Source organism: Oribacterium sp. oral taxon 108 str. F0425, assembly GCF_000214455.1.
Classification (GTDB): domain Bacteria; phylum Bacillota; class Clostridia; order Lachnospirales; family Lachnospiraceae; genus Oribacterium; species Oribacterium asaccharolyticum.
Window position 1 is genome coordinate 929,162 of record NZ_AFIH01000001.1, and the last position, 25,684, is coordinate 954,845.

The 25,684-nt window shown below is 42.0% G+C and carries 26 protein-coding genes and 1 pseudogene; 24 read left to right on the forward strand and 3 right to left on the reverse strand.

Annotated elements, in window-relative coordinates:
- Positions 1-25: 25 nt before the first annotated feature.
- Complete coding sequence (murI, locus tag HMPREF9124_RS04490; RefSeq protein WP_009428819.1) at positions 26-856, reverse strand: glutamate racemase; 831 nt, start codon at positions 854-856, stop codon at positions 26-28.
- A 109-nt stretch (positions 857-965) separates the two neighbouring features.
- On the opposite strand from murI, the gene hprK reads away from it, so the two are divergent.
- From hprK to HMPREF9124_RS04605, 23 genes and pseudogenes are all read left to right on the forward strand, one after another.
- Complete coding sequence (gene hprK / locus HMPREF9124_RS04495) at positions 966-1,907, forward strand: HPr(Ser) kinase/phosphatase (protein ID WP_009429297.1); 942 nt, start codon at positions 966-968, stop codon at positions 1,905-1,907.
- The gene (gene murB, locus HMPREF9124_RS04500; RefSeq protein WP_009428755.1) at positions 1,908-2,783 is read left to right on the forward strand and encodes a UDP-N-acetylmuramate dehydrogenase; all 876 of its coding nucleotides are present in this window, start codon (positions 1,908-1,910) and stop codon (positions 2,781-2,783) included.
- Positions 2,768-3,652, forward strand: coding sequence for an RNase adapter RapZ (gene rapZ, locus HMPREF9124_RS04505; protein ID WP_009427661.1), 885 nt, complete (start codon positions 2,768-2,770; stop codon positions 3,650-3,652). Before murB ends, rapZ begins: the two co-directional genes overlap by 16 nt.
- Before the next feature lie 188 nt (positions 3,653-3,840).
- The gene (gene whiA, locus HMPREF9124_RS04510) at positions 3,841-4,461 is read left to right on the forward strand and encodes a DNA-binding protein WhiA (protein ID WP_242821605.1); all 621 of its coding nucleotides are present in this window, start codon (positions 3,841-3,843) and stop codon (positions 4,459-4,461) included.
- A 167-nt stretch (positions 4,462-4,628) separates the two neighbouring features.
- Positions 4,629-4,889, forward strand: coding sequence for an HPr family phosphocarrier protein (locus HMPREF9124_RS04515; protein ID WP_009429012.1), 261 nt, complete (start codon positions 4,629-4,631; stop codon positions 4,887-4,889).
- 114 nt (positions 4,890-5,003) lie between these two features.
- The gene (locus HMPREF9124_RS04520) at positions 5,004-8,480 is read left to right on the forward strand and encodes a DNA polymerase III subunit alpha (protein WP_009429755.1); all 3,477 of its coding nucleotides are present in this window, start codon (positions 5,004-5,006) and stop codon (positions 8,478-8,480) included.
- Positions 8,481-8,575: 95 nt separating this feature from the next.
- The gene (gene pfkA, locus HMPREF9124_RS04525; RefSeq protein WP_009429738.1) at positions 8,576-9,553 is read left to right on the forward strand and encodes a 6-phosphofructokinase; all 978 of its coding nucleotides are present in this window, start codon (positions 8,576-8,578) and stop codon (positions 9,551-9,553) included.
- Between the two features lie 21 nt (positions 9,554-9,574).
- Positions 9,575-10,633 (forward strand): tRNA dihydrouridine synthase DusB, encoded by a 1,059-nt coding sequence (dusB, locus tag HMPREF9124_RS04530; protein ID WP_009427753.1) that lies wholly within the window; start codon positions 9,575-9,577, stop codon positions 10,631-10,633.
- 186 nt (positions 10,634-10,819) lie between these two features.
- On the forward strand, positions 10,820-11,305 hold the full coding sequence (greA, locus tag HMPREF9124_RS04535; RefSeq protein ID WP_009428351.1) for a transcription elongation factor GreA: 486 nt from the start codon (positions 10,820-10,822) through the stop codon (positions 11,303-11,305).
- Positions 11,306-11,402: 97 nt separating this feature from the next.
- Positions 11,403-13,349: a lysine--tRNA ligase gene (lysS, locus tag HMPREF9124_RS04540; protein WP_009429367.1), complete on the forward strand. Its 1,947-nt coding sequence runs from the start codon at positions 11,403-11,405 to the stop codon at positions 13,347-13,349.
- Between the two features lie 233 nt (positions 13,350-13,582).
- Positions 13,583-14,215 carry a hypothetical protein gene (locus HMPREF9124_RS04545; protein WP_139090276.1) on the forward strand — a complete coding sequence of 211 codons (633 nt, stop codon included), beginning with the start codon at positions 13,583-13,585 and terminating at the stop codon, positions 14,213-14,215.
- 210 nt (positions 14,216-14,425) lie between these two features.
- Positions 14,426-14,737 carry a single-stranded DNA-binding protein gene (locus HMPREF9124_RS04550; RefSeq protein ID WP_009428071.1) on the forward strand — a complete coding sequence of 104 codons (312 nt, stop codon included), beginning with the start codon at positions 14,426-14,428 and terminating at the stop codon, positions 14,735-14,737.
- 2 nt (positions 14,738-14,739) lie between these two features.
- The gene (locus HMPREF9124_RS04555; protein ID WP_009428634.1) at positions 14,740-14,955 is read left to right on the forward strand and encodes a Maff2 family mobile element protein; all 216 of its coding nucleotides are present in this window, start codon (positions 14,740-14,742) and stop codon (positions 14,953-14,955) included.
- A gap of 164 nt (positions 14,956-15,119) precedes the next feature.
- Positions 15,120-15,617: pseudogene (locus HMPREF9124_RS04560) on the forward strand (hypothetical protein); the annotation flags it as partial.
- A 293-nt stretch (positions 15,618-15,910) separates the two neighbouring features.
- The gene (locus HMPREF9124_RS04565; RefSeq protein ID WP_009428000.1) at positions 15,911-16,660 is read left to right on the forward strand and encodes an alpha/beta hydrolase; all 750 of its coding nucleotides are present in this window, start codon (positions 15,911-15,913) and stop codon (positions 16,658-16,660) included.
- Positions 16,661-16,882: 222 nt separating this feature from the next.
- The gene (gene vapB / locus HMPREF9124_RS04570; RefSeq protein WP_009428349.1) at positions 16,883-17,113 is read left to right on the forward strand and encodes a type II toxin-antitoxin system antitoxin VapB; all 231 of its coding nucleotides are present in this window, start codon (positions 16,883-16,885) and stop codon (positions 17,111-17,113) included.
- Between the two features lie 557 nt (positions 17,114-17,670).
- Positions 17,671-18,006 carry a helix-turn-helix domain-containing protein gene (locus HMPREF9124_RS04575; protein ID WP_009429953.1) on the forward strand — a complete coding sequence of 112 codons (336 nt, stop codon included), beginning with the start codon at positions 17,671-17,673 and terminating at the stop codon, positions 18,004-18,006.
- Positions 17,984-18,760 (forward strand): ImmA/IrrE family metallo-endopeptidase, encoded by a 777-nt coding sequence (locus HMPREF9124_RS04580; protein ID WP_242821555.1) that lies wholly within the window; start codon positions 17,984-17,986, stop codon positions 18,758-18,760. Before HMPREF9124_RS04575 ends, HMPREF9124_RS04580 begins: the two co-directional genes overlap by 23 nt.
- A complete protein-coding gene (locus HMPREF9124_RS04585; protein WP_009427712.1) occupies positions 18,753-19,289 on the forward strand; it encodes a hypothetical protein in 537 nt (178 codons plus the stop codon). Before HMPREF9124_RS04580 ends, HMPREF9124_RS04585 begins: the two co-directional genes overlap by 8 nt.
- 122 nt (positions 19,290-19,411) lie before the next feature.
- Positions 19,412-19,642 (forward strand): type II toxin-antitoxin system antitoxin VapB, encoded by a 231-nt coding sequence (vapB, locus tag HMPREF9124_RS04590; protein WP_009428561.1) that lies wholly within the window; start codon positions 19,412-19,414, stop codon positions 19,640-19,642.
- 282 nt (positions 19,643-19,924) lie between these two features.
- Positions 19,925-20,542, forward strand: a complete 618-nt coding sequence (locus tag HMPREF9124_RS04595) for a TetR/AcrR family transcriptional regulator (RefSeq protein ID WP_009429084.1) — start codon at positions 19,925-19,927, stop codon at positions 20,540-20,542.
- A 172-nt stretch (positions 20,543-20,714) separates the two neighbouring features.
- Positions 20,715-22,460 carry an ABC transporter ATP-binding protein gene (locus tag HMPREF9124_RS04600; RefSeq protein WP_009429885.1) on the forward strand — a complete coding sequence of 582 codons (1,746 nt, stop codon included), beginning with the start codon at positions 20,715-20,717 and terminating at the stop codon, positions 22,458-22,460.
- Entirely contained in the window at positions 22,454-24,235 is a 1,782-nt protein-coding gene (locus HMPREF9124_RS04605; protein WP_009428443.1) for an ABC transporter ATP-binding protein, read from the forward strand. The genes HMPREF9124_RS04600 and HMPREF9124_RS04605 overlap by 7 nt, the downstream gene beginning before the upstream one ends.
- A gap of 142 nt (positions 24,236-24,377) precedes the next feature.
- Here the strand turns inward: HMPREF9124_RS04605 and HMPREF9124_RS04610 are convergent, their stop codons facing one another.
- Positions 24,378-24,707: a type II toxin-antitoxin system RelE family toxin gene (locus tag HMPREF9124_RS04610; RefSeq protein WP_009427710.1), complete on the reverse strand. Its 330-nt coding sequence runs from the start codon at positions 24,705-24,707 to the stop codon at positions 24,378-24,380.
- Entirely contained in the window at positions 24,704-25,024 is a 321-nt protein-coding gene (locus tag HMPREF9124_RS04615; RefSeq protein WP_009429434.1) for a type II toxin-antitoxin system Phd/YefM family antitoxin, read from the reverse strand. The genes HMPREF9124_RS04610 and HMPREF9124_RS04615 overlap by 4 nt, the downstream gene beginning before the upstream one ends.
- Positions 25,025-25,405: 381 nt before the next feature.
- On the opposite strand from HMPREF9124_RS04615, the gene HMPREF9124_RS11965 reads away from it, so the two are divergent.
- Positions 25,406-25,555 carry a hypothetical protein gene (locus tag HMPREF9124_RS11965; RefSeq protein ID WP_009428994.1) on the forward strand — a complete coding sequence of 50 codons (150 nt, stop codon included), beginning with the start codon at positions 25,406-25,408 and terminating at the stop codon, positions 25,553-25,555.
- Positions 25,556-25,684: the final 129 nt, after the last annotated feature.

A 25,684-nucleotide genomic window follows, 5' to 3' on the forward strand; every position in this document is an offset into this window, starting at 1 on the left:
CCCGTTTGACGGGTGGTTATGATTCTTAAAGTGGTGCAGAAAGCGGGAGACGATAGAAACTTTCTAAAAGCCGATTGTCCCCGGAACTGCTGTAAAGTGTAAGCTTGGATTCTCCGGTTTTTCGGAGAAGATTTTTTTCCGCCAGTCGATGAGCGGTTTCTCTTGCCGTGCCTTCCGCACCGTCAAAGAAGGGGATGGAATAGCCAAGTGCTTTTTCGATTTCCTTTTTCACAAAAGGAAAATGAGTACAGCCCAGAACAATAGAAGAGACGGAACCTTTAGGATAGGGCTTCAATAAGTCCTTTAAGTAGGATTGCATTTCTTCTCCAAAGCCTTTTCCCTCCTCGAGCAGTCGGACAATACCCGGTGCGGGAAGCAGGATATATTCTCCTTTGTCTTTTAAGCGGTCTATCAGGTGATGCAGACGATTTCCCTTCAGTGTACTTTCAGTTGCTAAAATAAGAATCTTCTTCTCTTCCGAATGGGGGAAGCATTCTCCCTCCCGCTCTGCAATTTTCTGAGCAAAGAGTGTTGCGGGTTTCACTGCCGGCTCCATACCCACAATAATATCTTCCGGATATTTCTCACGAAGGAAGGGAGCGGCAGCGGATGTTGCGGTATTGCAAGCGATAACCGTCGCTTTCACTCCGTGTTCTTTCAGAAAGCGGTAGGCGCTAAGAGAAAGTGCTCGTACTTCTTCTTCCGTTTTTTCCCCATAGGGAGCATTTTTTTGATCTCCGTAGAAAAAGAAATTTTCATGGGGAAGTTCCTTTTCCAGCGCCTTTAAGACACTGATTCCCCCTACACCTGAATCAAAAATGCCGATAGGACTGTCCTTTGCATTTTCACCATTCATAGATTGTTTCCGTCCTTTCTTCACCGCTCAAGTCTAGCATAGCTTTTCGGGGATTGCAATTTTACGGCGGAAAACCTATACTTTTTAAAACAAAGAATAGGAGGTGCTCATGAAAAGCACTGAAAAAGTCAGCGTATCGGAACTGATAGAAAAAGAAGGGTTAAAAAACCTGACACCGAGCATCAACACGGATGAGGTTTTTATGACAATTCCCGATGTAAACAGGCCGGCATTACAGCTTGCCGGGTTTTTTGATCAATTTGATTCGGAAAGAGTACAGATCATCGGTAATGTAGAGACTGCCTATCTTATGACGAAGGACAGACCCACGAGAAGGGCAAGATATGCGGAAATTACGAAATATCCGATTCCCTGTATCATTTACGCCAGAAGCATAGAACCGGATTCCTGCATGATTTCCGCCTGTGAAGAAGCGGGGATTCCTCTTCTTTCGAGTAATAGACCGACGACCGAACTGGAAGCCGAGGTCATTCGTTGGCTGAAGGTAAAGATGGCACCGATGATTACCGTGCATGGTGTTCTGGTGGATGTCTACGGAGAAGGCGTGTTGATTACCGGGGACAGCGGAATCGGAAAATCCGAAGCGGCATTGGAATTAATTAAAAGAGGGCATCGCTTGGTTAGTGATGATGTAGTAGAAATCCGTAAGGTTTCGGACGAGTCTTTGGTGGGAACTGCACCGGATGTTACCAAGCATTTTATCGAACTGCGCGGAATCGGCATTATTGATGTGAAGCAAATGTTCGGAGTGGAGTCTGTCAAGGATACGCAAACCATCAATATGGTCATTTCTTTGGCGGAGTGGTCGAAGGAGAAGGACTATGACAGACTTGGCTTAAAAGATAATTTTGTGGAGTATTTGGGGAATAGCATCATCAGCTATGATATTCCGATTCGACCGGGAAGAAATGTGGCGATTATTGTAGAATGTGCTGCCATCAATAACAGGGCTAAGAAGATGGGATACAATGCCGCGCAGGTACTGTATGACAGGGTTACCAAAAATCTGAAGAAGCAGGAAGAAAAATAGATGGAACATTTGCAGGGAATATTGCTAAGGGAATACACCAGCTTTCAAGTAGGGGGAAAAGCCAAAGACCTCTATATTCCGCACTCCGCGGAAGAACTGGGGGAACTGCTTAAGCGTTTTCATGAAGAGGAACGCTCATTTTATGTTTTGGGAAAGGGCTCCAACTTATTGATATCCGATGAGGGGCTGGAGGAACCGGTTATCTTGATACGGGAGAATCTTTCCGGAATCACTTTTACGCCTTCCGGTGAGGAGGCTGTTTTCACAGCTCTTGCCGGAACTTCTCTTTTCGAACTGGCAAAGTTTGCGGAGGAAAAGGGCTATACGGGGATGGAGGCGCTTTCCGGAATTCCGGGAACGGTAGGCGGTGCCGTAAAGATGAATGCAGGTGCATATAACAGAGAAATCAAAGACATTTTTCAGAGTGGGAGTTTTTTTCGGAAAAACGGAGAAAGGATGGATCTGGATTTAGGGCAAATGGATTTTTCTTATCGCCATTCAGCGGTGGAAGACGATATGGTATGCCTTTCGGCAAGCTTTCTTTTGCAAAAGGGAGAGGCTGCTTCCATTCGGGAAAAGATGGAAGACTATACGACTCGCAGGGCGGAGAAGCAGCCTTTGGAAATGCCTTCCGCCGGTTCGACCTTTAAGAGACCGGAAGGGGATTATGCCTCCAGGCTGATAGAGCAGGCGGGGCTTCGAGGATTTTCCTTAAATCATGCGGGAGTTTCGGAAAAGCACTGTGGTTTTGTGGTGAATCTTGGCGGTGCGAGTGCGGAGAACATTTACAGTCTGATACAAGAAGTCATACGGATTGTAAAAGAAAAAGAGGGAGTTCAGTTGGAACCCGAGGTGAAGCTGTGGGGGAAATTTTAAAAAACAGTTCCGCTTTTTGCCTGATTTTGACAGGAATGAGCGGTGCCGGAAAGACGGTAGCTTTGAAAAATTTGGAAGATTTCGGCTTTAACTGTATTGATAATCTTCCTGTCGGCTTACTCGATAAATTTATTGAGTTATTTATGCAAAGCAATCAAGGCGAACGGATTGCGCTCGGGATTGACAGTAGAAATATTCAAGAGCTGGATCAACTGGAAGAACACCTTCTTTTTTGGGAAGAAGAGGCGCAGATTCGATTCCAAATCGTTTTTTTGGATGCAAGAGATGAGGTTCTGATACAGCGTTTTAAGGAGACAAGGCGTGCACATCCCTTGGCAAAAGGCGGAAGAATAGAAGCGGGGATCGCTTTGGAAAGGAAAAAGCTTGCTTTCTTGCGGAAGAAGGCGGACATCCTCATCGATACTTCCAAACTTTTAACACGGGATCTTCGGCAACAGTTGTTTTCCATTTTCATGGAAGACAAAGCATATAAAAATTTACAAGTCAGCTTGGTGTCGTTCGGCTTTAAATACGGTATTCCGGAAGACTTGGACTTACTTTTCGACGTACGTTTCCTGCCTAATCCTTTTTATGACAGTGAACTGCGCAGTCACACCGGACTTGAAAAAGGGATACAGGATTTCGTGATGCAGGATGGGAAGGCGGAGATTTTTCTGAAAAAACTGAATGATATGCTCCGTTTTCTTATTCCTTTGTATATTGCAGAGGGAAAAAATCAATTGGTTATAGGAATAGCCTGTACCGGAGGGAAACATCGATCCGTGACTATTTGCGAAAAATTGTATCAATCTATAAAAGACTTGGAAAATATAGGACTAAGTCTGGACCATAGAGATATAAATAAATAATATGCATAGATTAAACTTAAAAATCCGTCGATGATTATGTAATTTATCGAAAAATAACAGGACAAAATGCACAGTGGATAAAAAAGAAAAATAGAAAAAGAAGAAAAAAAACCGTCATTTTCCAAGCGAATCAAGGCGGAACTGGCTGATTTAGGCTTTACACAATCTAAAAAACCTTTAAGATAAGCATAGATGATAAGGAGAAAAGCAAGGAAGAGTTAAGACGTTTTTTTCTTGCCGGAGCTTCTGTAACGGATCCCATGAAAGAGTATCATCTGGAGTTTTTGCCCGGAAACAAGGTGGAGGAAGAACGGATTGAAGCAATTTTAAAGAGCTTTTCGATTCATCCGAAGCGGGGTTTCAGAGGGAAGAACCCTATGATTTACTTAAAGGATGCAGGTGAAATTGCGGATGTTTTAAAGCTTCTGGGGGCTTTTAACAGTCTTATGGAGTTTGAAAATGCCCGAATTTTGAAGGAAGTGAGCGAGAATGTAAACCGCAGGGTAAACTTTGAAGCGGCGAACATTAATCGCACGGTAAAGGCAAGCGTGAAGCAGCAGGAAGATATTCTTCTTATTAAAGAAATGATAGGATTGGAACGAATAGAATCCGGTTTAAGAGAACTTGCCGAACAACGTTTACAATATCCAGATGCATCTCTGGAAGAACTTTCAAGGGGACTCAGTACTCCTATCGGAAAGAGCGGAGTAAATCATCGACTGCGTAAGTTGGCTAGGATTGCAAAGGAACTTCGAGAAGAAATTGCCCTAAACCGGAATGAGACAGAGATGAGTCAGGATGACTTCTAAATCATTTTAATTTGTTACAAAGGAAATACCGGAGGGAGCATTCCTCAAAAAGTAGAAATTGCTTAGGCCTGCATTTTCAAGACAATTCAGTAAGACAGCTTAGGAACGAGGATGGAGTGAAGACACTCTGCATTTGGGATGCTCAATGCACCAGGGAGGCACAGACCATGAGAGACAATAACATTACTGTAAATTTACCGAGGAACACGGAGGATCATCCGGTGGCTATGTTGGTACAGATTGCCAGCCGCTTTCAGTCCAGAATTTATATGTCGGAAGGAAGCCGGAGAGTCAATGCGAAATCCATTATGGGAATGATGGCACTCGGACTGAGCAACGGTTCCGAATTGTATGTTTCAGCAGAGGGAGAAGATGAAGAGGCTGCGATTACAGCAATCAGCGATTACCTTTTGGGAGAAGCGATATAGTCTTATCAATCAATTTGTGATTTTTAAATAAAGAGTAAACCAGGGCTTTCGGGGATTGATTCTCGGAAGCCCTTCCTTTAGTATACAGAGAGAATGGTACGATAAGGAGAGAAAATGGCATTTACACACTTGCATGTACATAGCAGCTACAGTTTGTTGGACGGCTCGGGGAAGATTCCGGAAATGATTGCCAGAGTGAAGGAACTCGGGATGGATTCCTGTGCCTTAACGGATCATGGCGTAATGTACGGCGTGATTGATTTCTATAAAGAGGCAAAGAAGCAGGGGATTCATCCGATTCTGGGGTCGGAAATCTATTTGACCGAGAATATGGAAGAGAAGAGTCTGCAAAAGGGCGAGGCGAGATATTATCATCTTGTTCTTCTGGCGGAAAATGAAACGGGTTTTCATAATCTGATGAAGCTTGTATCCTTGGGGTTTACCGAGGGATACTACTATAAGCCGAGGGTGGATTATGCCGTTTTGGAAAAATATCATGAAGGCATCATTGCACTTTCCGCATGTCTTGCGGGAGAAGTTTCCCGGGCGCTTCGGCAGAGCGATTACGAAAAGGCGAAAAAGGCGGCTCTCCGCTATCGGGTTATCTTCGGAGAAGAGAATTTTTTTCTGGAAATGCAAGACCACGGCTATCCGGAACAAAAGCTTGTAAACCAAGGGATGCTTAGACTGCATGAAGAGACGGGAATTCCGCTTGTTGCGACAAACGATATCCACTATACCTACCCGGAGGATGCTAAATCCCATGATATTTTGCTCTGTCTGCAAACCGGAAAGAAGCTGCTCGACGAAGACAGAATGCGCTATCCCGGAGGGCAGTTTTATATCAAAAGTGAAGAAGAAATGCGAAGTCTTTTCCCTTTTTGTGAGGAGGCTTTGGAGAATACGGCGCGCATCGCGGCGCGTTGTCAAGTGGAAATTAAATTCGGTGAATATCACTTACCGAAATATGAAGTTCCTCAGGGCTATACCTCCGAAAGCTATTTGAAGGAGCTTTGTCAAAAAGGCCTGGAAAGACGATATGGAGCAGTAGAGGAAGAAATGCAGGAAAGGCTGAACTATGAGCTTTCCGTAATCAAGAGTATGGGCTTTGTAGATTACTTCCTCGTGGTTTGGGATTATATTAACTTTGCAAAGACAAACGGTATTGCGGTAGGGCCGGGAAGGGGTTCCGCTGCAGGTTCCATCGTGGCCTATGCAATCGGTATCACCGATGTGGACCCGATTGCCCATCAGCTTCTTTTTGAGCGCTTTTTGAATCCGGAAAGAGTAACTATGCCGGATATCGATGTGGACTTTGAGTACGAAAGACGACAGGAAGTGATTGACTATGTCGGAAGAAAGTACGGAAAAGACCAAGTGAGTCAGATTATCACCTTCGGAACCTTGGCTGCTCGTGGAGTTATCCGAGACGTAGGACGTGTTCTCGATATTCCCTATGCGAAGTGTGACCGGCTTGCGAAGCTTGTACCGGCAGAACTCAACATGACTTTAGAGAAAGCTCTTTCCATGAGTAAGGAACTGAAGGAACTCTATGATACGGAGGAAGAAACTCGAACCATGATTGACTTCTGCCTTCGACTGGAGGGGCTTCCCAGACACAGTTCCATGCATGCGGCGGGCGTGGTCATTGCCGGCAGTCCGGTTTCGGACTATGTTCCCTTGGCCCGTGCACAGGACGGGTCGGTAACCACGCAGTTTACGATGACGACCATCGAAGAACTGGGGCTTTTAAAGATGGATTTTCTGGGACTGAGAACCCTTACGGTGATCCAGGATGCCATTCGCTTTATCGAACAGAATCACGGTGTTCATCTGGATCTGGATAAACTGAATTATGAGGACAAAGAGGTTTATGCGATGCTTTCCAGAGGAGACTGTGCAGGCGTTTTCCAGTTGGAATCTACCGGCATGGTGAATTTTATGAAACGTCTGCAGCCTACGAATCTGGATGACATTATTGCCGGAGTGGCACTTTATCGTCCGGGGCCCATGGACTTTATTCCGGACTATATTGCAGGAAAGAAAAATCCGGAGAAGGTAGAATATGATTGTAAAGAAATGGAGCCAATCCTGAAAAACACCTATGGTGTTATCGTGTATCAGGAGCAGGTTATGCAGATTGTTCGGGACCTCGCCGGCTTCAGCATGGGTGCTGCGGATTTGCTTCGACGTGCCATGAGTAAGAAGAAGCTTTCCGTTATGGAAGAAGAACGAAAACACTTTGTTTACGGAAATCCTGAGGAGGGTATTTTCGGCTGTCTCTCCAAGGGAATCTCCGAGGCTGTGGCGAATCGCATCTATGATAAGATGATTGATTTTGCAAAATATGCCTTTAACAAGTCTCATGCGGTAAGCTATGCACTCCTTTCCTATCAGACAGCCTATCTGAAGCGCTACTATGCTCCGGAGTTTTACGCCGCAACCATGAGTTCCTATATGGATAACTCTGTTAAAACTGCGGAATACATCGAAGTGGCCAGGGAAGAAGGGATTCCGATTCTTCCTCCGGATATCAACGAAGCGGAGGTGGGATTTTCTGTCAAGGGAGGAGCGATTCGCTATGGACTTTCCGCCGTGAAAGGAGTGGGAAGAACTGCGGCGGAAACCATTCTTGAGGAGAGAAAAAAAGGTCGATTTAAAGATTTTGAGGATTTTGTGCTCCGAATGAGTCAGAAAAGACTCAATCGTCGGGCAATGGAATTCTTTATTCATGCCGGCTCCCTGGACAGCCTGGAAGGTAACAGAAGAGAAAAGCTGGTAATGCTTTCCGAAGTTTTGGAGAATGTGCAAAAAGGAAAGCAAGACAGTATTCCGGGGCAAATGAGCCTCCTGGATCTTTTGGGAGAGGATGCCGGAGAAAAAAGTGAATTTTCTTTGCATTTTCCGGATCTTTCCGAGTTTCCGAAGGCAGAGTTGCTTCGTAATGAAAAGGATGCCTTGGGGGTATACCTTTCCGGACACCCGCTGGATAGTGACAAAGCGCTGCTGAAAGAAGTATGCACGAGAAAAGCCAGAGATTTCTCGGAAGAGGCGCAGGAGCTGCAAAAGGAAGACGGCATAAAGGATGATGAACTTTGCATTATCGGTGGAATGCTTGCGGGCATCAATAAGCGTATTACCAAGAAAAACGATATGATGGCCTTTCTTACTGTGGAAGACAATACCGGGACCGTTGAGGCGGTAGCATTTCCCCGTATCTTTGAACAGGCAAAGGAATTTCTGGAGGAGGACAGAAAGATTTTCGTAAAAGGCAGGATTCAGAAAAAAGATGAGGGAGAGGCGAAGCTCATTGCCGAAAAGATTATAGCCTTTGAAAATTTGCCGAAAGAAATCTGGATACAATTTGCGGATAAGGAAGAGTATGAGAGGCAGGAACAAAGCTTGCACCGCGTTATAGACGAAAACAGGGGAGAGTGTGAGCTTGTCCTTTTTCTGAAAAAGGAGAAGGCGATTAAAAGACTTCCGAAGAACCGGGGAATAGCTTCCGGAGAAAAAACAAAGGAAGCTCTTATCGAGTTATTCGGCAAGGAAAATACGAAAGAAAAAGTAAAATCCTTGAAATTCCTATAAGAATACAGTAATATACTTTTCCTGTTTAGAAGTATATTTTTGGTTTATGGATAGACCCTAAGTAGAGTTTGAAAATAAAAGAATTGGAGGCTTTTATGGCAAAAACGGCAGTAAAAACGATTGGAATCTTAACTTCCGGAGGTGATGCACCGGGAATGAATGCAGCAATCCGCAGTGTGGTAAGGAGTGCAATTCATCACGGCTTAAAAGTAAAGGGAATCATGCGAGGATACGCAGGCCTTTTGGAAGAAGAAATTGTGGATATGGACAGCCATTCCGTATCGGATATTATCAGTCGCGGAGGCACCATTCTCTATACTGCTCGTTGTAAAGAGTTCACTACTGCCGAAGGACAGAAGAAGGGTGCGGAAATATGTAAAAAGCACGGCATTGACGGTATGGTAATTATTGGAGGAGACGGTTCCTTTATGGGGGCCGGAAAGCTTTCCGCGCTTGGGATTAATACTATCGGCGTGCCCGGAACAATTGACTTGGATATCGCCTGCACAGACTATACTATCGGCTTTGATACTTCCATTAATACCGCCATGCAGGCGATTGATAAGATTCGGGATACTTCCACTTCTCATGAACGTTGCTCCATTATTGAAGTAATGGGCAGACGCGCCGGTTATATTGCGCTTTGGTGCGGTGTGGCCAACGGAGCCGAGGAGATTCTCCTTCCGGAGAGGTATGACGGAGATGAGCAGGCTATCATTAACCGTATCATTGAAAGTAGAAAAAGAGGAAAGAAGCACTATATTATTGTTAATGCGGAGGGAATCGGTCATTCTTCCTCCATGGCCAGTCGAATTGAAGCGGCAACCGGAATCGAAACTCGAGCAACCATTCTCGGACATATGCAAAGAGGCGGTTCACCAACCTGTAAGGACCGTTACTATGCTTCCATTATGGGAGCAAAGGCTGTGGAACTCCTTGTGGAAGGAAAGTCGAATCGCTTAGTGGCATACAAAAACGGAGCATTTGTGGATTATGACATTCAGGAAGCGTTACAGATGAAGAAGGACATTTCGTCGGAACAGTATGCCATTGCACAGCTCCTTGTACGGTAAGCGGGAGATAAAGAGGATAGCTTGGAACTGAATCAGAATCTTGACAAGATTATACAAAGCCATGGGATAGAGAACTTTGATGCAGCATCTTTTTCCGAAGAAAAAAGGAAGGAAACACGACTTTTTCATCCCGTACAAATCGGAAAGGTGCAACTGCCGGGAAATATTCTTATGGCGCCGATGGCAGGAGTAACGGATCTGCCCTACCGGATTCTTTGCAAAGAAATGGGAGTCAGCCTGACTTGTACGGAAATGGTCTCTGCGAAGGCCATCCTATATGGGAATAAAAATACGGATTCCCTTCTGGAAAAGGGGGAAGAGCCGGGGAAGCGGGCAGTGCAACTTTTCGGTTCGGATCCCGAGATAATGGCTGAAATGGCGAAACGAGTAGAGGAGGATTTTGACATCATTGATGTCAATATGGGGTGTCCCGTACCCAAGGTGGTAAGAAACGGGGAAGGCTCAGCACTTATGGAAAATCTTCCACTTGCCGAAAAGGTCTTACGTTCCATGGTTAAAGCGGTATCCATTCCGATTACGGTGAAATGTCGTCTAGGCTTTACGGATGACCATATCAACGTGCTTGATTTTGTAAAAAGTGCGGAAAATGCGGGAGTTTCCGCCATTGTGGTACACGGTAGGACGAGAGAACAGTATTATCGGGGGAAGGCTGACTGGGAATGGATTCGAAGAGCAAAGGAAGCCGTACACATTCCTCTTTTTGGAAATGGAGACATTTTCACGGAAGAAGATGCCATGGCGATGCTCCTTTCCACGGGGGTAGACGGTATTTCTTTGGGAAGAGGAGTGCAGGGAAATCCATTCTTGATTAGGAGGATTCGGTCTCTTTTGGAAAATGGAGTGAAAGATGCTGCGCTTTCAACGAAAGAACGAAAAGATATGATGTTTCGACACCTGCAGCTGATGGAAAAAATCAAGGGTGAGCATTTGGCTTTGCTCGAAATGAGAAAGCACCTTTCCTGGTATATGGAAGGAATGCCCGATGCGGCAAGGTGGAGAAATAGGGTCAATCAGGAACAGAATCTGAGAGAGGTTTACAAGATGGTTGAGGCACTGTAGGATGAAAAATGCCGAGAATAAAGAAATGGATTGACTTATTCGGTTTCGATTGTTAAAATATCTTCTCGTGTTATTGACGGCTTCCGGTAGACCGGAAGCCGTATTATTAGCGAGATTTAACTTTGTATTAAACGGACTTCGGTTCGTTAAAAATATATATAAATGAAGAAAGGGCGGAATTGTAACGTGGCAGAAGGAAAAAAGAATCTCCTTACCAGAGCCGGCTTAAATAAGTTGGAGAAGGAATTACATGATTTAAAAGTAAATAGAAGGCAAGAAATAGCCGAGAAAATCAAAGAGGCCAGAGAACAGGGAGATTTATCGGAGAATGCGGAGTACGATGCGGCAAAAGATGAGCAAAGAGAAATTGAAGAGCGTATCGTAGCCATTGAAACACTTCTGAAAAATGCGGAAGTAGTGGATGATGCGGAAGAGGGAACCATTAACATTGGCTGTAAGGTAACGCTTTATGACAAGGAATTTGAGGAGGAAGTAGTGTACCACATCGTGGGCTCTACGGAGGCAAATTCTCTTCAAGGGAAGATTTCCAACGAATCTCCCGTAGGGATGGCTCTGCTTCATCATAAGGCAGGAGATGATATTTCCGTGGAAACACAGGCCGGGCCTATAGAATATAAGGTGCTGAAGGTGGAGCGTTCCAACGAGGAATAAGTGCATCAGTCGATGAAAAGGAAATTTCCATATAGCAGGGAACTTTCCGAGAAAATAGAATAACGCTATGGATAGTGTGAATAAGAAAGGGAGAGCCATGGGAGAAAAAGAACAAATGCAAGACATGAACCATATTTTGAAGGCAAGATATGATAAGTTGAAGGAGTTGCAGGACGCTCAGGCGGATCCGTTTGTTATTACCAAAGCAAAGCAGACACACCATTCCATGGAGATTAAAGAGAACTTCGCTGCTTTGGAAAACCAGCAGGTAGTGATTGCCGGACGTGTTATGGCGAAGCGTGTGATGGGAAAAGCCGGCTTCCTTCATGTACAGGATCGAGATGGAAAGATTCAGGTTTATGTGAGTCGGGAAAGTCTCGGAGAAGAGGAATACAAGGCCTATAAAAAACTGGATATCGGAGATATCGTGGAAGTTTCCGGTTATGTTTTTAAGACGCAGACAGGAGAAATCTCGATTCACGGGGAGAAGATTGTCCTACTCTCCAAGTCTCTCTACCCGCTTCCGGAAAAGTTCCACGGTTTGCAGGATACGGATACCCGTTATCGTCAGCGTTATGTGGACCTCATTATGAATGAAGACAGCCGGGATGTTTTTATGAAGCGTTCTCAGATTCTTCGCGAGATTCGGAACTTCCTTGCCGGAAGAGATTTTCTGGAGGTAGAGACACCGATGCTGGTGGAAAATGCGGGCGGAGCTGCGGCACGTCCCTTTGAAACCCATTACAATGCTTTAAATGAGGACGTAAAGCTTCGTATTTCCCTTGAGCTTTACTTGAAGCGTCTGATTATCGGCGGTATGGAGCGCGTTTACGAAATCGGAAGAGTATTCCGGAACGAGGGAATCGATACCCGTCACAACCCGGAGTTTACCCTGATGGAACTCTATCAGGCTTATACTGATTACAACGGGATGATGGAGCTCACCGAGTCCATGTTCCGGTATCTTGCAGAGAAGGTTTGCGGGACTCTCCATATCAGCTATCAGGGAACCCCCATTGACCTGGAGAGTCCGTTCAGAAGACTTACCATGACTGATGCCATTAAGGAATATGCGGGCATTGATTTTGACAAGATTCAGACCTTGGAAGAGGCGAGAGCCCTCGCAAAAGAAAAGGAAATTGCTTACGAAGAACACCACGGTATCGGCGATATCGAGAATCTCTTCTTTGAAGAGTTCTGCGAGGAGAAACTCATTCAGCCGACCTTTATCATGGATCATCCCTTATCCATTTCTCCGCTTACAAAGAAGAAGCCGACTGATCCCGAGAAGGTAGAGCGTTTCGAGCTCTTCATCTATGGAAGAGAAATGGCAAATGCTTATTCCGAGCTGAATGATCCGATCGATCAGAGAGAACGTTTCAAAGCACAGGATGCCTTGGCTGATGCGGGAGATGAGGAAGCGAACCACACCGATGAAGACTTCCTTCACGCCATGGAAATCGGTATGCCGCCAACGGGTGGAATCGGCTACGGTATCGACCGTCTGGTGATGCTTCTTACCGATGCGGCTTCCATTCGTGATGTACTCCTCTTCCCCACAATGAAGCCCTTAGAGAAGAAGGATGAAAGTGAAGGAAAGAAGAAGGTAGAATCCGGAGCAGAAAACGAAAATAACGGTTTCTTTACGCCGAATAACAAGATTGATTTTTCAAACGTGAAGATTGAACCCCTCTTCGAAGAACAGGTTGACTTTGAGACCTTCAGTAAGTCCGACTTCCGTGCGGTAAAGGTAAAGGACTGCGTTGCCGTTCCAAAGAGTAAGAAACTCTTACAATTTACCTTGGACGACGGAACAGGCGTGGACAGAACGATTCTTTCCGGAATTCATGCATACTATGAGCCGGAAGAGTTGATTGGAAAGACCTTGATTGCAATCACAAATCTTCCAAAAAGAGCAATGATGGGAGTAGAGTCCTGCGGTATGCTACTTTCTGCAATCAACAATAAGAAGGACAGCGACGAGGAAGAATTGCATCTCTTGATGGTAGATAATCATATCCCGGCAGGAGCGAAGTTATATTAGTATTTTTTGTTGAACTATTTTGAAGATGAGATTATGCCTTATGGCGGATGAAGTGAACTTCATCGAAAGCTGAGACGATAGTTGCATGATTGAGAATTCATTCGTACAATGACATTAGACTAGAGATATAACTGATGGAGAATATGAGGTGTTCTGTGTATATACTTAATGTTGTAAATATCATAGGTGATTATTTTAGTGACACGGAAAAGTTTGTTACCATAAAGAATTTCATGTCTGTATTAGCTATAATAATATCTGTAGCTAATTTTATATATACACTTCATAGAAATAGGAAAACAGATAAAGAACAGAAGAAAATAAAAGAGGAAAATGACAAAAAATATGTCCAACAGGAAAGGCTTGCAGAAGAGAGGGAAAGGTTAAGAAATGAATTATATGAGGAGATGACTAGAGCATCAGTCATTCCATATTTCAACCTTTTTTTTACGAATGAAAATATAGAAGAACGAGCTGATAAAGTCTTTTTATCAGTGAAATTAGTTAATATAGGAAAAGAGAGTGCTTCGAATATTCAACTTAATTTGTTAAAATCTAAAGATAACTCTGAAGTATATATTCAAAGTAAGACAGGGAGAGATTACTCTATTAGTGAATATTTGAGCAAATATTATGCATTAAGAGGAGATGAGGTTACATTTATTATCGTAACTAATAGAGACAAAGGTAAAGATGGGATGTATGAAAAAGTTAAAGATTCAATAACATTTTCCATTACATATTTTGATTGTATTATAAATTGTTATAGACAAGCATTTCAATTCGAATATGGAATGGGTGTATTTAGTCTTAAGAATACATCTTATCGGCCTGAAAGATTAAAAGATAATCAGCAAGATGCGTAATTAGGAAGATTTTTTAAGGTGGTAGAAAACTCTATCGCCTTTTTTATTGCCTAAAAAGGAGGAATAATGATAAGGAATAGAAGCCTACCTAAAAAACGAAATACTAAGTAGCTGAGCGATTGGAAAGAAACACTTCCAGTCGCTTTTTTTATTTCAAGCAAATATCACTCGCAAAATGGGTGGTATCTCATAGAAAAGGAGAATTTCTAAATGAAGGAAGAAATGATTAACATTAATGCCAATCTGCTCGATAATCCAAGCTTCACAAGTTTTGAAAGAGATAGCGAGAGAGTGGAGGCTGTCAATTTCACACTTGTAAAAAAGTATGGGAAGGGTAAGGAATACATCAATTGCTCAGCCTACGGTGACAAGGTGGAGAAAGCAAGAGATTTTCAGAAAGGCGATCTGATTCATGTCTTTGGCTATTTTAAGGAGCGTGAAAAGGAAGGAAAGAAGTACAAGAATTTTCTTGTAAAGTCTTACAACAAGATTGAAAAGAAGAAAGAAAACGAGGAGGAATAAATATGGATTTTTTTGTTCAGGCAGTCAATACATTACAGATTTTGGTTATGGCAGTAGGAGCCGGACTTGGAGCATGGGGAGTCATTAACCTTATGGAGGGGTATGGAAATGATAATCCCGGAGCAAAATCCCAAGGTATTAAGCAGCTTATGGCAGGGGGAGGCATTGCCCTTATTGGATTAAAGTTAATTTCGCTTCTTGCAAACGTGATTAAGTAAAAGGAGAGAGTATGTTTGAGATATTAGACAAGATAGAAGAGTTTTTCAGAGAGCTTCTACAGGGCGGTATCCAAGCAAACTTAGAGTCTATGTTCCTTGATCTAAACGATAAGGTTGGGTCAGTGGCAACAGATGTAGGACAAACGCCAATGGGCTGGAATAGTGATGTGTTTCAATTCCCCACAATGAAGTCCCTAGAGAAGAAGGACGAGGGAAATAGGGCATCTAAGGGTAATGAAAACAAAATTTGCGACCAAGTTGCGACCGTTCCGGGAAAGATTGATTTTTTAAACGTGAAGATAGAACCTCTCTTAGAAGAGCAGGTTGATTTCGAGACCTTCAGTAAGTCTGACTTCCGTGCGGTAAAGGTAAAGGATTGTGTTCCTGTTCCAAAGAGTAAGAAACTCTTACAATTTACCTTGGACGACGGAACAGGCGTGGACAGAACGATTCTTTCCGGAATTCATGCATACTATGAGCCGGAAGAGTTGATTGGAAAGACCTTGATTGCAATCACGAACCTTCCCCCAAGGGCAATGATGGGGATTGAATCCTGTGGAATGTTACTTTCCGCAATTAACAATAAGAAGGACAGTGACGAGGAAGAGTTGCACCTCTTGATGGTAGATAATCATATCCCGGCAGGAGCGAAGTTATATTAGTATTTTTTGTTGAACTATTTTGAAGACAAAGAGATTAGGCTTTACAGCGGATGAAGTGAACTTCATCCGCTATTTTATATAAAAAAGAATGGATGATTTCTTGTTTCAGCAAATAAAAATATCATTTAAGCGATATATGGAGTATTATGATTTAGAGTAATACTAAAATTAACCGTTTAAGATACGAAGAGGTATAAATATGTTTGTATTTTTATGTATCGATTTCATGATGGTTTTGCTCTACTTGATTATAGGGATTATATTTATGGGACTCCTTGTGAGGTATTTCGAAAATGATAATGCATGATTGGAATAACGAAAAAGAGAACGTGATTCTTCTGATTCATCCGATGCTTTCGTCAGCAAACGGCATGAAGACATTTATCGCTGACATCATTGGAGAGGAATACCGTTATCTCGCACCGGATCTCTCAGCGCACGGCGATGCCGATAAGGATACCTATAAAAGTGCTGCTGACGAGGCAAAACAGATCCATGAGTATTTGGTTGAGAAAAATATCTCGGAGCTCTCACTCGGATATGGAGCTTCACTGGGCGGGGTGGTTCTTCTGCAGCTTCTCAAATATGATGATATTGCATTCAACCATCTGTTTTTTGAGGGAAGCAGTTTCTACACTAACGCAAAGATGATGGAGTGGATTCTCCGCACGGTGTTTCTGCATAAACATAAGAAGGCTGTCGCAGACCCGGAGCTTAGTGTGAAGAAGATGTCCTCCATGTTTGGAGAAGAGGCCGCCCCGCTTCTGGCAAAACATTTTATTGCAATGAATGAGGAAAGCATCCGAAACATTGTTCACGACTGTGCATTCGTGGAATTGCCGCCGCTTTCCGGTGATGTTCAGCGGAAATGCGTCTTTTCGTACGGAGATAAGGATTTCGATTATAAGAAGGCAAAGAAGATGATTCCCAAGACTTATCCGCTCGCCCAAATAAAGGTATGGGAAGGCTACGACCATTGCCGGATGATGACGAAAGAAAAGAACAATTATTGCCGGGAACTTGAAAAATGTATTCAGGAATAATAAGCAACAAAACGCCTGACCATCACCTCGATGATTAGGCGTTAATCTTTTCCCGCGAAGAACCTTCCCGGGAGCCACCGGAACATCCACAGGAGCCGCCGCAGGAGCCTCCGTTTAATATTCCGTTTAGAGTTAGAAGGTATAAATCGATAGGCTCTTGACTTGGGTATATATTGAGATATATGTTCAGTGCATATTACAAGAGAAAGGAAGGTAATCTATATGATGACTGCGAAGGTTTTTAAAAATGGAAGAAGCCAGGCAATCCGACTTCCTAAGGAGTGTCGATTTTCATCAGATGAGGTAGTAGTGAATAAGATAGGGGATATTGTTATTTTGCTTCCAAAACAGAATAAGTGGGATTCGTTTATGAGAGCAGTAGATATGTTTTCGGATGATTTCATGGCGGACGGAAGAGCAAGAGATATAGTGCAGGAGCATGAAGCGATATGATGTAAATGCTTGATATAAACATCTCTATTTATGGATACTAAAGAGGTAATCAATATGTTTGTATTTTTATGTATCGATTCCATGATGGTTTTGCTCTATTTGATTATAGGTATTCTATTTATTAGTTCGAACGGCAGAGCAATTCGATATTTAACTGGACATGATCTTGACGAAAATATATCAAATAAAAGCAAAGAACTTATGCATCATTTGTGGTAAGCAAATTATGAAATGGAGCCTATGTTTCATTATAGGGTTTGCGATAGATTTGCTTTGGGTTGGAGCTGGTCTTATATTAGCGGCTATTCTGAATACTGTTCTAATAATTAGATTAATGGTATTAAGAGATCATTTTGAAAAAGATAAATAATCTGTTTATCAAAAAAATCTACCGGCTGGTAGATTTTTCTTATCTGATTTTATTCTTCCTACAACTATCCGGTAATATGAGTTATAGATGGTCAAAAGTCTGTCATAAATAATAATATAAATATTATTGAAAATATGACAAAAGAAGAGTATATTATTTCTAGGTGATTTTGTAGCAGGAGGGGAAAATGGAACAGAAGGAACTTCATCTTCGATTAAAGAAACTTAGAAAAGATTGCAAATTAACCCAAGAACAGATGGCAAAATACCTTGGTGTGGATCAAACATTAATAACAAAACTTGAAAATGGAACAAGAGCTATGAGTGTTACCATGATGGATCAATTATGCAGTCTTTTTGGCTGTACGGAAGCATATCTTTTGGGGCAGAGCGATGCCTATATTCCGCTTAATTTTGCTTTTAGAGCAAATAGCATTCAGGGAGAAGATTTGCAAAGCATAGCAGCCGTAAACAAAATTGCAATGAATATTCGATATATGAATGAGAAACTTAAAGAGGAATAGGATGAAGACAGCACAAGAATTAAATTCACTTGCATTGGAAACAAGGCGTATTTTAGGGGAAGACAGTTATTCTCCCATCGACATTTTTGCTGTTGTCAATGGATGGAAAGAAAAGAGGATTACCATAGTAAAGTATCCTCTTTCACAGAGAATCAGCGGAATGTGTACCAAGGTGGATGAAGATATTATTATCTGTATTAATTCAACAACGTCTTATGGAAGACAACGCTTTACTTTAGCCCATGAACTATACCATATACTCTATGAGACTATAGATGGAAGAGTTGTTTGTGATATGTATATGGGAGATGATAAAACAGATTCTGAAAAAGAAGCGGATATGTTTGCCGGATATTTGCTTATGCCATACGATACCTTGTTTCAGTATGCAAAAAAGTTTGATGGATGGACTTTAAATAAAATTATAGATTTAGAGCAACTATACATGATTAGTCATATGGCTCTTTTATTTCGTCTTGAAAAGGATGGATTTGTATCGGCGAATTCCATGTCTCCATTCAAAGATATCAAAATTTCCCGTGAAGCTGCAAAACTAGGATATGGTAAAGAACTCTATCTTCCTTCACTAGAAGGAAAACAGTATTTTACTACAGGGGAATATGTGAGAAAGGTGGAAAAACTCTCGGAGATGGGGTTAATCTCCGAGGGCAAAAAGGAAGAATTATTACTGGATGGATTCAGAGCGGATATTGTTTTTAACTTGGATGAAGAGGAAGGATATCCTAATGACTGATGAGTTATTTTTCGATACAGATTGTCTTTCTGCTTTTTTATGGATAAACAATACCAATATTTTACAAACATTATACAGCGGGAGAATAGTCTTGCCTGAACCGGTATATCAAGAGTTATCTAATCCATCGATTCCGCATATAAAGCAAAGAGCGGATAAACTGATTAGTACAAATGTTGCAAGTGTACAGCAGATTGTTACTGGAACGGAAGAATATGATTTATATAGTTCTTTGATTAAGGGTATAAAAGGAGAGAAGCAGATTGGGCGCGGTGAAGCGGCCGGAATTGCATTAACTAAAACGTACAATGGTATTTTGGCCAGTAATAATTATAAAGACATTGCTTTATACATTAAAAGATATCATCTGAAGCATGTAGATACAGGACATATTTTGATGGAAGCAATGGAAAAACAGATTATTACGGAACTTGAGGGAAATACAATTTGGCAGAATATGTTAAACAAAAATAGAAGACTTCCGGAAACAAGTTTTACGGACTATCTAAGAAAAAGATCCTCTAAGTAGCAAACTATTGTGTCAAAGTGAGTCAGTGCTTCCATTTTGAGCGATTCGTGATAAGTCAGTCTAACTGAAGCATAGCGATTCGAAGCAGTACTATAAATTAAAGAAAAAGAAAGGTGAACTATATGATGACGGCAAAGGTTTTAAAAAATGGAAGAAGTCAGGCAATCAGACTTCCTAAGGAGTGTCAGTTTTCATCAGATGAGGTAGTAGTGAATAAGATAGGTGATATTGTTATTCTGCTTCCTAAAGAAAACAAGTGGGATTCGTTTATGAGAGCAGTAGATATGTTCTCAGATGATTTCATGGTGGACGGAAGAACAAGGGATACGGCACAGGAACTAGAAGCGCTATAGGTATATGCTTGACACAAACATCTGCATTTCTTAATACAAGTTGAAAGCGGAGTCCGGAAAAATCTTATAAAATAGTTTATTGTTTCTCTGGTGTTTTTATGCACCGGAGAAATTTTTTTACCTATAGAACACTTTGGAGGCAAAGAAAATTGAAAGCTCCAAGAACAACAGTTGACATATGAACTAAGTAGTATTATAAATACAACTGATAATTAAATTATCGATAATGTAATTATCAATATAAGTTCATCCGCTTTGCGGCAAATATGAAGGAGAGAGTATATGTCAAACCGTGATACCAGTATTGATCCGAGGCTTTTGGAAAGTGCTCGTAAAGAGTTCATGGAAAAGGGATTTATCAAAGCCGAACTGAAAACAATATGTGAGAATGCAAAGATTACAACAGGTGCGGTTTATAAACGATACAAAGGGAAGGAAGAACTGTTTAGTGTTGTTGTCGAAGAAGCGGTAGCAACTTTAGACCATTTTGTTTCGGAACGAACGGATGTGGACTTTTCCTCTATGAGCGATGAAGAAGTGAGAAATACATGGATTATGAATGAGAAATACATCTTAGATGTGTTCCGAATCCTATGGGATATTCGAGAAGAATTTGTATTACTTTTAGAAAAATCCGCCGGAACAGTGCATGAGAACTTCGGGCATGATTTTGCTTTTCGCATGACGCACGCCTATACGCAGTACTATGAAGAGGCAAAAAAGAGAAATATTGCGAAAGCGGAGATTACGGATCAGGAAATGCATGTTCTCTGTACGACATTCTGGACCTCTGTTTATGAACCCTTCATTCATAAGATGTCTTGGAGAGAAATTGAAGAGCATTGCAAAGTTCTATGCAGATTCCTGGATTGGAAAAAGGCAGTAGGAATCATGGATTAGTCTATTTTAGTCGTCGAGAGACGGCTTAAAATCAATAGAATAGTTAGTAATAACTAATTAATTCGGATTTTAATAACATAATAATATGAATATGAATTGAATAAACTAACTAATGCGAATCGTAATAACGCAATATTTCTGCCGGTAAGAATGAAATAAAAAGGAGAGCACAATGTTTAAAAAAGTAGCTCCCTATATGGGAGAATACAAGAAATACACGATCCGAGCAGTCATCATGATGTGTATCGGGATTGTGGCAAAAACGATGCCCTATTTTTTCCTGTATCAGATAATTTCCCCTTTAACAAAAGGGCAATCCATCAGTTTGGGATATCTGATGCTCAGGGTACTCGGGGTACTTTTGTCGGAAATCATTTATTCTTTCGCCTATGTAAAAGGTCTGATATTTTCCCATATCAGTGCATATAATACCCTGAAAAATTTAAGAATATCTCTACAGGGGAAACTGGAAAAACAGTCTCTCGGAAATATAGAGAGCCTTGGTACCGGCCGTATAAAAAAGGTATTTACGGAAGATATTGATATGATCGAGCTTTTACTTGCTCATGCGATTCCGGAAGGGATTGCCAATATTTCGATTCCCTTTGCCATCCTCGTTCTGATGTTTGCGGTGGATTACCGCTTAGCTTTGCTTTCCCTTGTTCCCATTTTCGTAGGAATCTTTGCCATGGGTATGATGATGAAGCAGGGCAGTTCCAAAATGGATGCCTACTATGAATCCGCTGCTGTGATGAATAACACGATTATTGAATATGTAAATGGAATGGAAGTGGTGAAGGTATTCAATAAGGATGGCGATTCCTATAAAAGATTCGGAGAAGTCGTAAAAAACTACAGAGATTTTACCCTTTTATGGTACAGAGCTTGTTGGCCCTGGATGGCGATGTATTCCAGTGTGTTGCCGTGTCTCGCCCTTCTCATCCTTCCGGTAGGCGTATTTTGGGTTATCAGCGGAAGTCTTGCTTTAGATAAACTGATTTTAGTGCTTTGTATGTCTTTCGCAGTCGGTCCGTCTTTTATGAAGGCGATGCATTTTGCAGGAAATTTTCCGCAGCTGAATTATAAAATCGCAGAGCTGGAACATCTTATGGATAAACCGGCGCTTAAAGAGGGAAGTGCAAGGTTTAGCGGGGGAAATAGGGATGTTCAGTTTGAAAATGTTCGATTCGCTTATGGAGAGAAAGAGGTTCTGCATGGTGTAAGTCTGGAACTTGCGCAGGGAACAACAACCGCTCTTGTGGGAGAATCGGGAAGCGGAAAGTCTACACTGGCTAAGCTTTTAGTGCATTATTATGACTTAAGTGACGGGAAAATCCGGATTGGCGGACAGGATATCACGGATTTGTCTCTGGAAGCGCTGAATAATGAGGTCTCTTATGTTGCGCAGGAGCAATTTTTATTTAATACAAGTCTTTATGAAAATATTCTTATCGGAAAGCCCGAGGCGAAAAGAGAAGAGGTACTGAAAGCGGCAAGTAGAGCGCAGTGTGATGAGTTTCTGAAGAGACTTCCTGACGGAATAGAGACCATGGCGGGAGACGGCGGAAAGCAACTGTCGGGAGGAGAACGCCAGAGAATTTCCTTGGCACGTGCGATTTTGAAGGATGCGCCGATTGTGGTTTTGGACGAGGCTACCGCCTTTATGGATCCGGAAAATGAAGAAAAATTAAATGCTGCTCTAGATGAAATCACAAAGAATAAAACGGTGCTTGTGATTGCGCACAGACTTTCCACGGTAAAAAATGCGGATAAGATTTGCGTGATAAAAGAAGGAAAGTGTATTGCAGCCGATAAGCATGAGAAGCTCCTGGAAGAATGTCCGGAGTATAAGAAATTCTGGGATGCCTCTGTAAGTGCAAGCACATGGAAGATTAAGGGAGGAGAAAAAGCATGCTAAAGATACTGCATAGAATCGTTTGTATGACAGGAAAATACAGTTCCCGAATCAGAGCTTCGTATATTACTTCTTTCATCAAGGGGATTATGATGAAGGCACCGTTAATCTTCAGTTTTATTGCGATCAGTCTGTTTATGAAGGGGCAAATGCAGGAAAAGATATGTCTTTATCTTGGAATCGGTCTTGCTCTTTGCATTGCAGTGGAATCGGTTTTTGAGCATATCACGAATGTTCTTCAATCTGCAACAGGATATGAAGTGTTTGCGGATATGCGAATGAGACTGGGAGATCATCTCCGGAAACTTCCGATGGGATACTTTACAGAAGGAAATATGGGAAAAATAAGCACAGTTCTATGTACAGACATGGTATTTATTGAAGAGTGCTGTATGACTGTTTTATCGGAACTGGTGACTTTTATGATTTCCCAAGGTCTTATGACACTCATGATGTTTGTCATGGATGTACGATTAGGGATAGCTGCTCTGACAGTGATTATCGCCTTTGTCATCGTAGGAAATTGTATGATGAAAACGACCCTTGCCCATTCCAGGACGAAGCAGGAGGGAAGTGAATCGCTTACGGAAGAGGTTTTGGATTTTTCCGAAGGAATAGGGATTATCAAGTCCTTTAATATGTTAGGAGAAAAATCCAAAAGTCTTTCCGCCGAGTTTAATAAAAGCTGTAGGGAAAGTATTGACTTTGAGAAAAGCTATGGACCATGGGCGAGAGCATTATACCTTACCTACGGGATCGGTACATCCTTCATGCTTGCTGTAGCAGGCCTGTTATATGCGAAGGGAGAAATGGCGCCGGACTATATGGTGGGAATGGTATTGTTCTTATTTGATCTGTTTATTTCCATAGAGAGCTATTATGGTCAAATTACAAGACTTACGGTAACTGCTGCCTCGTTAGACAGAATAGAAGAGGTCTTTGAAGCGGAAGAACTTCGTGATTCTGCTGACACTGCATTGTCTACAGATGGGAAAGAAACAAGGAAGGATTCCGCTGATACTGTGTTATTTGAAAATACGAAAGAAGCGCAAAATGATTCTGTTGTGGAGTACAGCGATGTAAGCTTTGGCTATACTGGAAAGAATGTGCTGAATCACATCTCCTTTAGCATGAAAAAGAGGGAAATGACGGCTCTTGTAGGACCGTCAGGCAGTGGAAAATCTACAATAGCTTCTCTTCTTGCCAGATTTTGGGACATCCGGGAGGGGACGATTAAGCTTAACGGAAAAGACATCAAAAATATTTCCTTGGGAAGCCTGATGGATCAAATCAGTATGGTGTTTCAGAGAGTTTACCTTTTTAAGGACACAATCTATAACAATATTGCAATGGGAAGACCGAGTGCCACAAGGGAAGAAGTAATAGAGGCGGCAAAGAAGGCAAGATGCTATGAGCTTATCCGCTCGCTTCCGGAAGGATTTGATACGGTAATCGGGGAAGGCGGCGCCTCCCTTTCTGGCGGAGAGAAACAAAGAATTTCCATTGCCAGATGTATTCTGAAGGATTCGCCCATCGTTATTTTAGATGAGGCAACAGCAAGTGTGGACGCAGATAATGAACGGGCTATACAGGAGGCGATTTCGGAACTCTGCAAGAATAAGACCCTTCTTGTCATTGCCCATAGATTAAAGACCATAAAGGATGCAGACCAGATTCTTGTTGTATCGGACGGAAGAATTATAGAGCGCGGAAATCACGATAAACTCATGAAAGAAGACGGTATTTACGCACGGATGATCTCCGTACAGGCATCTTGAAAAAGAAAATGAGAAGAAGATGACGCCGAGTGCGTCCTATCCTGCTCAGAATAATCATAGCCCGTCGTTTGCCGGAGTCATGGTAATAGCCTCTGTGCGAGAATGCACAGAGGCTATTATATAGTTCGTGGCTGGATGTAGGCTACAGTTCGTGCCTAGTTTTCCGTTTGTTAGCTTCTTTATATACCTGCTCGTCTGCGCGTGCGGAAATAACGATGATTTTCATCACAGTATCTGTGTATTCGACTTTATAGACGACCCGGATGCCGATATCCCGAAATTTAATCTTCAGCAGGTTTGTGAGATTGGTTCCACTTTTATTTCCGAGAGGTTTCCCATAACCGCCCTGCTGAGCGGGGAGCGGGTTCTCACTTACCTTATCAATTCCCTTGAGGACGATAATCTGAGTACTTCGATCCAGCTTTTTCAGATCCTTTTTAGCCTCTTCCAAATATTCAATCTGCCACCTCATTCCATCACCACATCCCCGGCAGCAGCAAGATCCGCCTCGCTGATACCAAGCTCAGACATCACATCTTCACGGGAAGACGTGGAAGAAGAGTCTTCTTTCAGGCGTCTTGTTGCCTCAAGGAGCAAAATATAGTCTTCTTCGATCTCGCTGAGACGTTGAAATTCAGAAGGAGACAGGATAATAGCCGCCGGCTGGTTATTTTTTAATACGATGAGCTGGTTTTCGGTATGAAGACGATCAAAAATTCTGGAAGCCTGACCGCGGTTAAACTGCGTAATAGGAACAAGACTGTCGAGAATATCTGCTGTATATGCCATAGTAATTACCTCCATTTGTCTCTATTATAGGCATGTTAAAGACGAGAATCAAGTAAAACATTATTAAATGATGACAAAAAGTAATTACAATAAATCGATATAATATGCATTGCCGAAAGTGAGGTAGTTGCTTTTTTCTTCAAATTAATTCCAGGATGTCAGGCATGAAATTCGGTTTTCAAAAAAACAAGATTGAACGTGAAGACCACATTTACACAAGTTTGTACTTATGTGCGTATTTTTTTAAGAGATTGTTACAATCTATTTTAGTGTGGCTTTGTCTATGATACCTTATATTAGTGGAGCATTGAACAGTCTGTTAGTATATATGGAAGCACCCTTTGTGGCTTATTTCATACTTGCTATTCCAGCAGAACTTTTATGGCGGAAGTATGTCGAGCAGACGTATTTATCGCAATTACAGGCTTTACTGTAGTTTACAGAACTTTGTATCTTTTTATTTGTAGAGAGATTATTGCATTAGGAAATATGAGAGCGAAGAGACCTACAGCGGATAATCAGATTATTTAAATGCGGGATATAGATAGAAGAGAAGAAGTCTCATCCAAATTAGTATAAGGAACCATACTTTACATGTGAGATTTACTTGTGGTCCAGATGTCAATAAGTACATTAAAGAATATCAGCAGACAATATCTA

Coding starts and splice junctions, on each gene's coding strand:
- HMPREF9124_RS04595 (WP_009429084.1), top strand. CDS start 19,925: ATGTCAAACCGTGATACCAGTATTGATCCGAGGCTTTTGGAAAGTGCT.
- HMPREF9124_RS04580 (WP_242821555.1), top strand. CDS start 17,984: ATGAGAAACTTAAAGAGGAATAGGATGAAGACAGCACAAGAATTAAAT.
- HMPREF9124_RS04545 (WP_139090276.1), top strand. CDS start 13,583: ATGTCTGTATTAGCTATAATAATATCTGTAGCTAATTTTATATATACA.
- HMPREF9124_RS04515 (WP_009429012.1), top strand. CDS start 4,629: ATGAGAGACAATAACATTACTGTAAATTTACCGAGGAACACGGAGGAT.
- HMPREF9124_RS04585 (WP_009427712.1), top strand. CDS start 18,753: ATGACTGATGAGTTATTTTTCGATACAGATTGTCTTTCTGCTTTTTTA.
- HMPREF9124_RS04600 (WP_009429885.1), top strand. CDS start 20,715: ATGTTTAAAAAAGTAGCTCCCTATATGGGAGAATACAAGAAATACACG.
- HMPREF9124_RS04615 (WP_009429434.1), bottom strand. CDS start 25,024: ATGGCATATACAGCAGATATTCTCGACAGTCTTGTTCCTATTACGCAG.
- hprK (WP_009429297.1), top strand. CDS start 966: ATGAAAAGCACTGAAAAAGTCAGCGTATCGGAACTGATAGAAAAAGAA.
- lysS (WP_009429367.1), top strand. CDS start 11,403: ATGGGAGAAAAAGAACAAATGCAAGACATGAACCATATTTTGAAGGCA.
- HMPREF9124_RS04550 (WP_009428071.1), top strand. CDS start 14,426: ATGAAGGAAGAAATGATTAACATTAATGCCAATCTGCTCGATAATCCA.
- HMPREF9124_RS04520 (WP_009429755.1), top strand. CDS start 5,004: ATGGCATTTACACACTTGCATGTACATAGCAGCTACAGTTTGTTGGAC.
- vapB (WP_009428349.1), top strand. CDS start 16,883: ATGATGACTGCGAAGGTTTTTAAAAATGGAAGAAGCCAGGCAATCCGA.
- pfkA (WP_009429738.1), top strand. CDS start 8,576: ATGGCAAAAACGGCAGTAAAAACGATTGGAATCTTAACTTCCGGAGGT.
- HMPREF9124_RS04605 (WP_009428443.1), top strand. CDS start 22,454: ATGCTAAAGATACTGCATAGAATCGTTTGTATGACAGGAAAATACAGT.
- HMPREF9124_RS04565 (WP_009428000.1), top strand. CDS start 15,911: ATGATAATGCATGATTGGAATAACGAAAAAGAGAACGTGATTCTTCTG.
- HMPREF9124_RS11965 (WP_009428994.1), top strand. CDS start 25,406: ATGGCGGAAGTATGTCGAGCAGACGTATTTATCGCAATTACAGGCTTT.
- HMPREF9124_RS04555 (WP_009428634.1), top strand. CDS start 14,740: ATGGATTTTTTTGTTCAGGCAGTCAATACATTACAGATTTTGGTTATG.
- murB (WP_009428755.1), top strand. CDS start 1,908: ATGGAACATTTGCAGGGAATATTGCTAAGGGAATACACCAGCTTTCAA.
- murI (WP_009428819.1), bottom strand. CDS start 856: ATGAATGGTGAAAATGCAAAGGACAGTCCTATCGGCATTTTTGATTCA.
- vapB (WP_009428561.1), top strand. CDS start 19,412: ATGATGACGGCAAAGGTTTTAAAAAATGGAAGAAGTCAGGCAATCAGA.
- HMPREF9124_RS04610 (WP_009427710.1), bottom strand. CDS start 24,707: ATGAGGTGGCAGATTGAATATTTGGAAGAGGCTAAAAAGGATCTGAAA.
- HMPREF9124_RS04575 (WP_009429953.1), top strand. CDS start 17,671: ATGGAACAGAAGGAACTTCATCTTCGATTAAAGAAACTTAGAAAAGAT.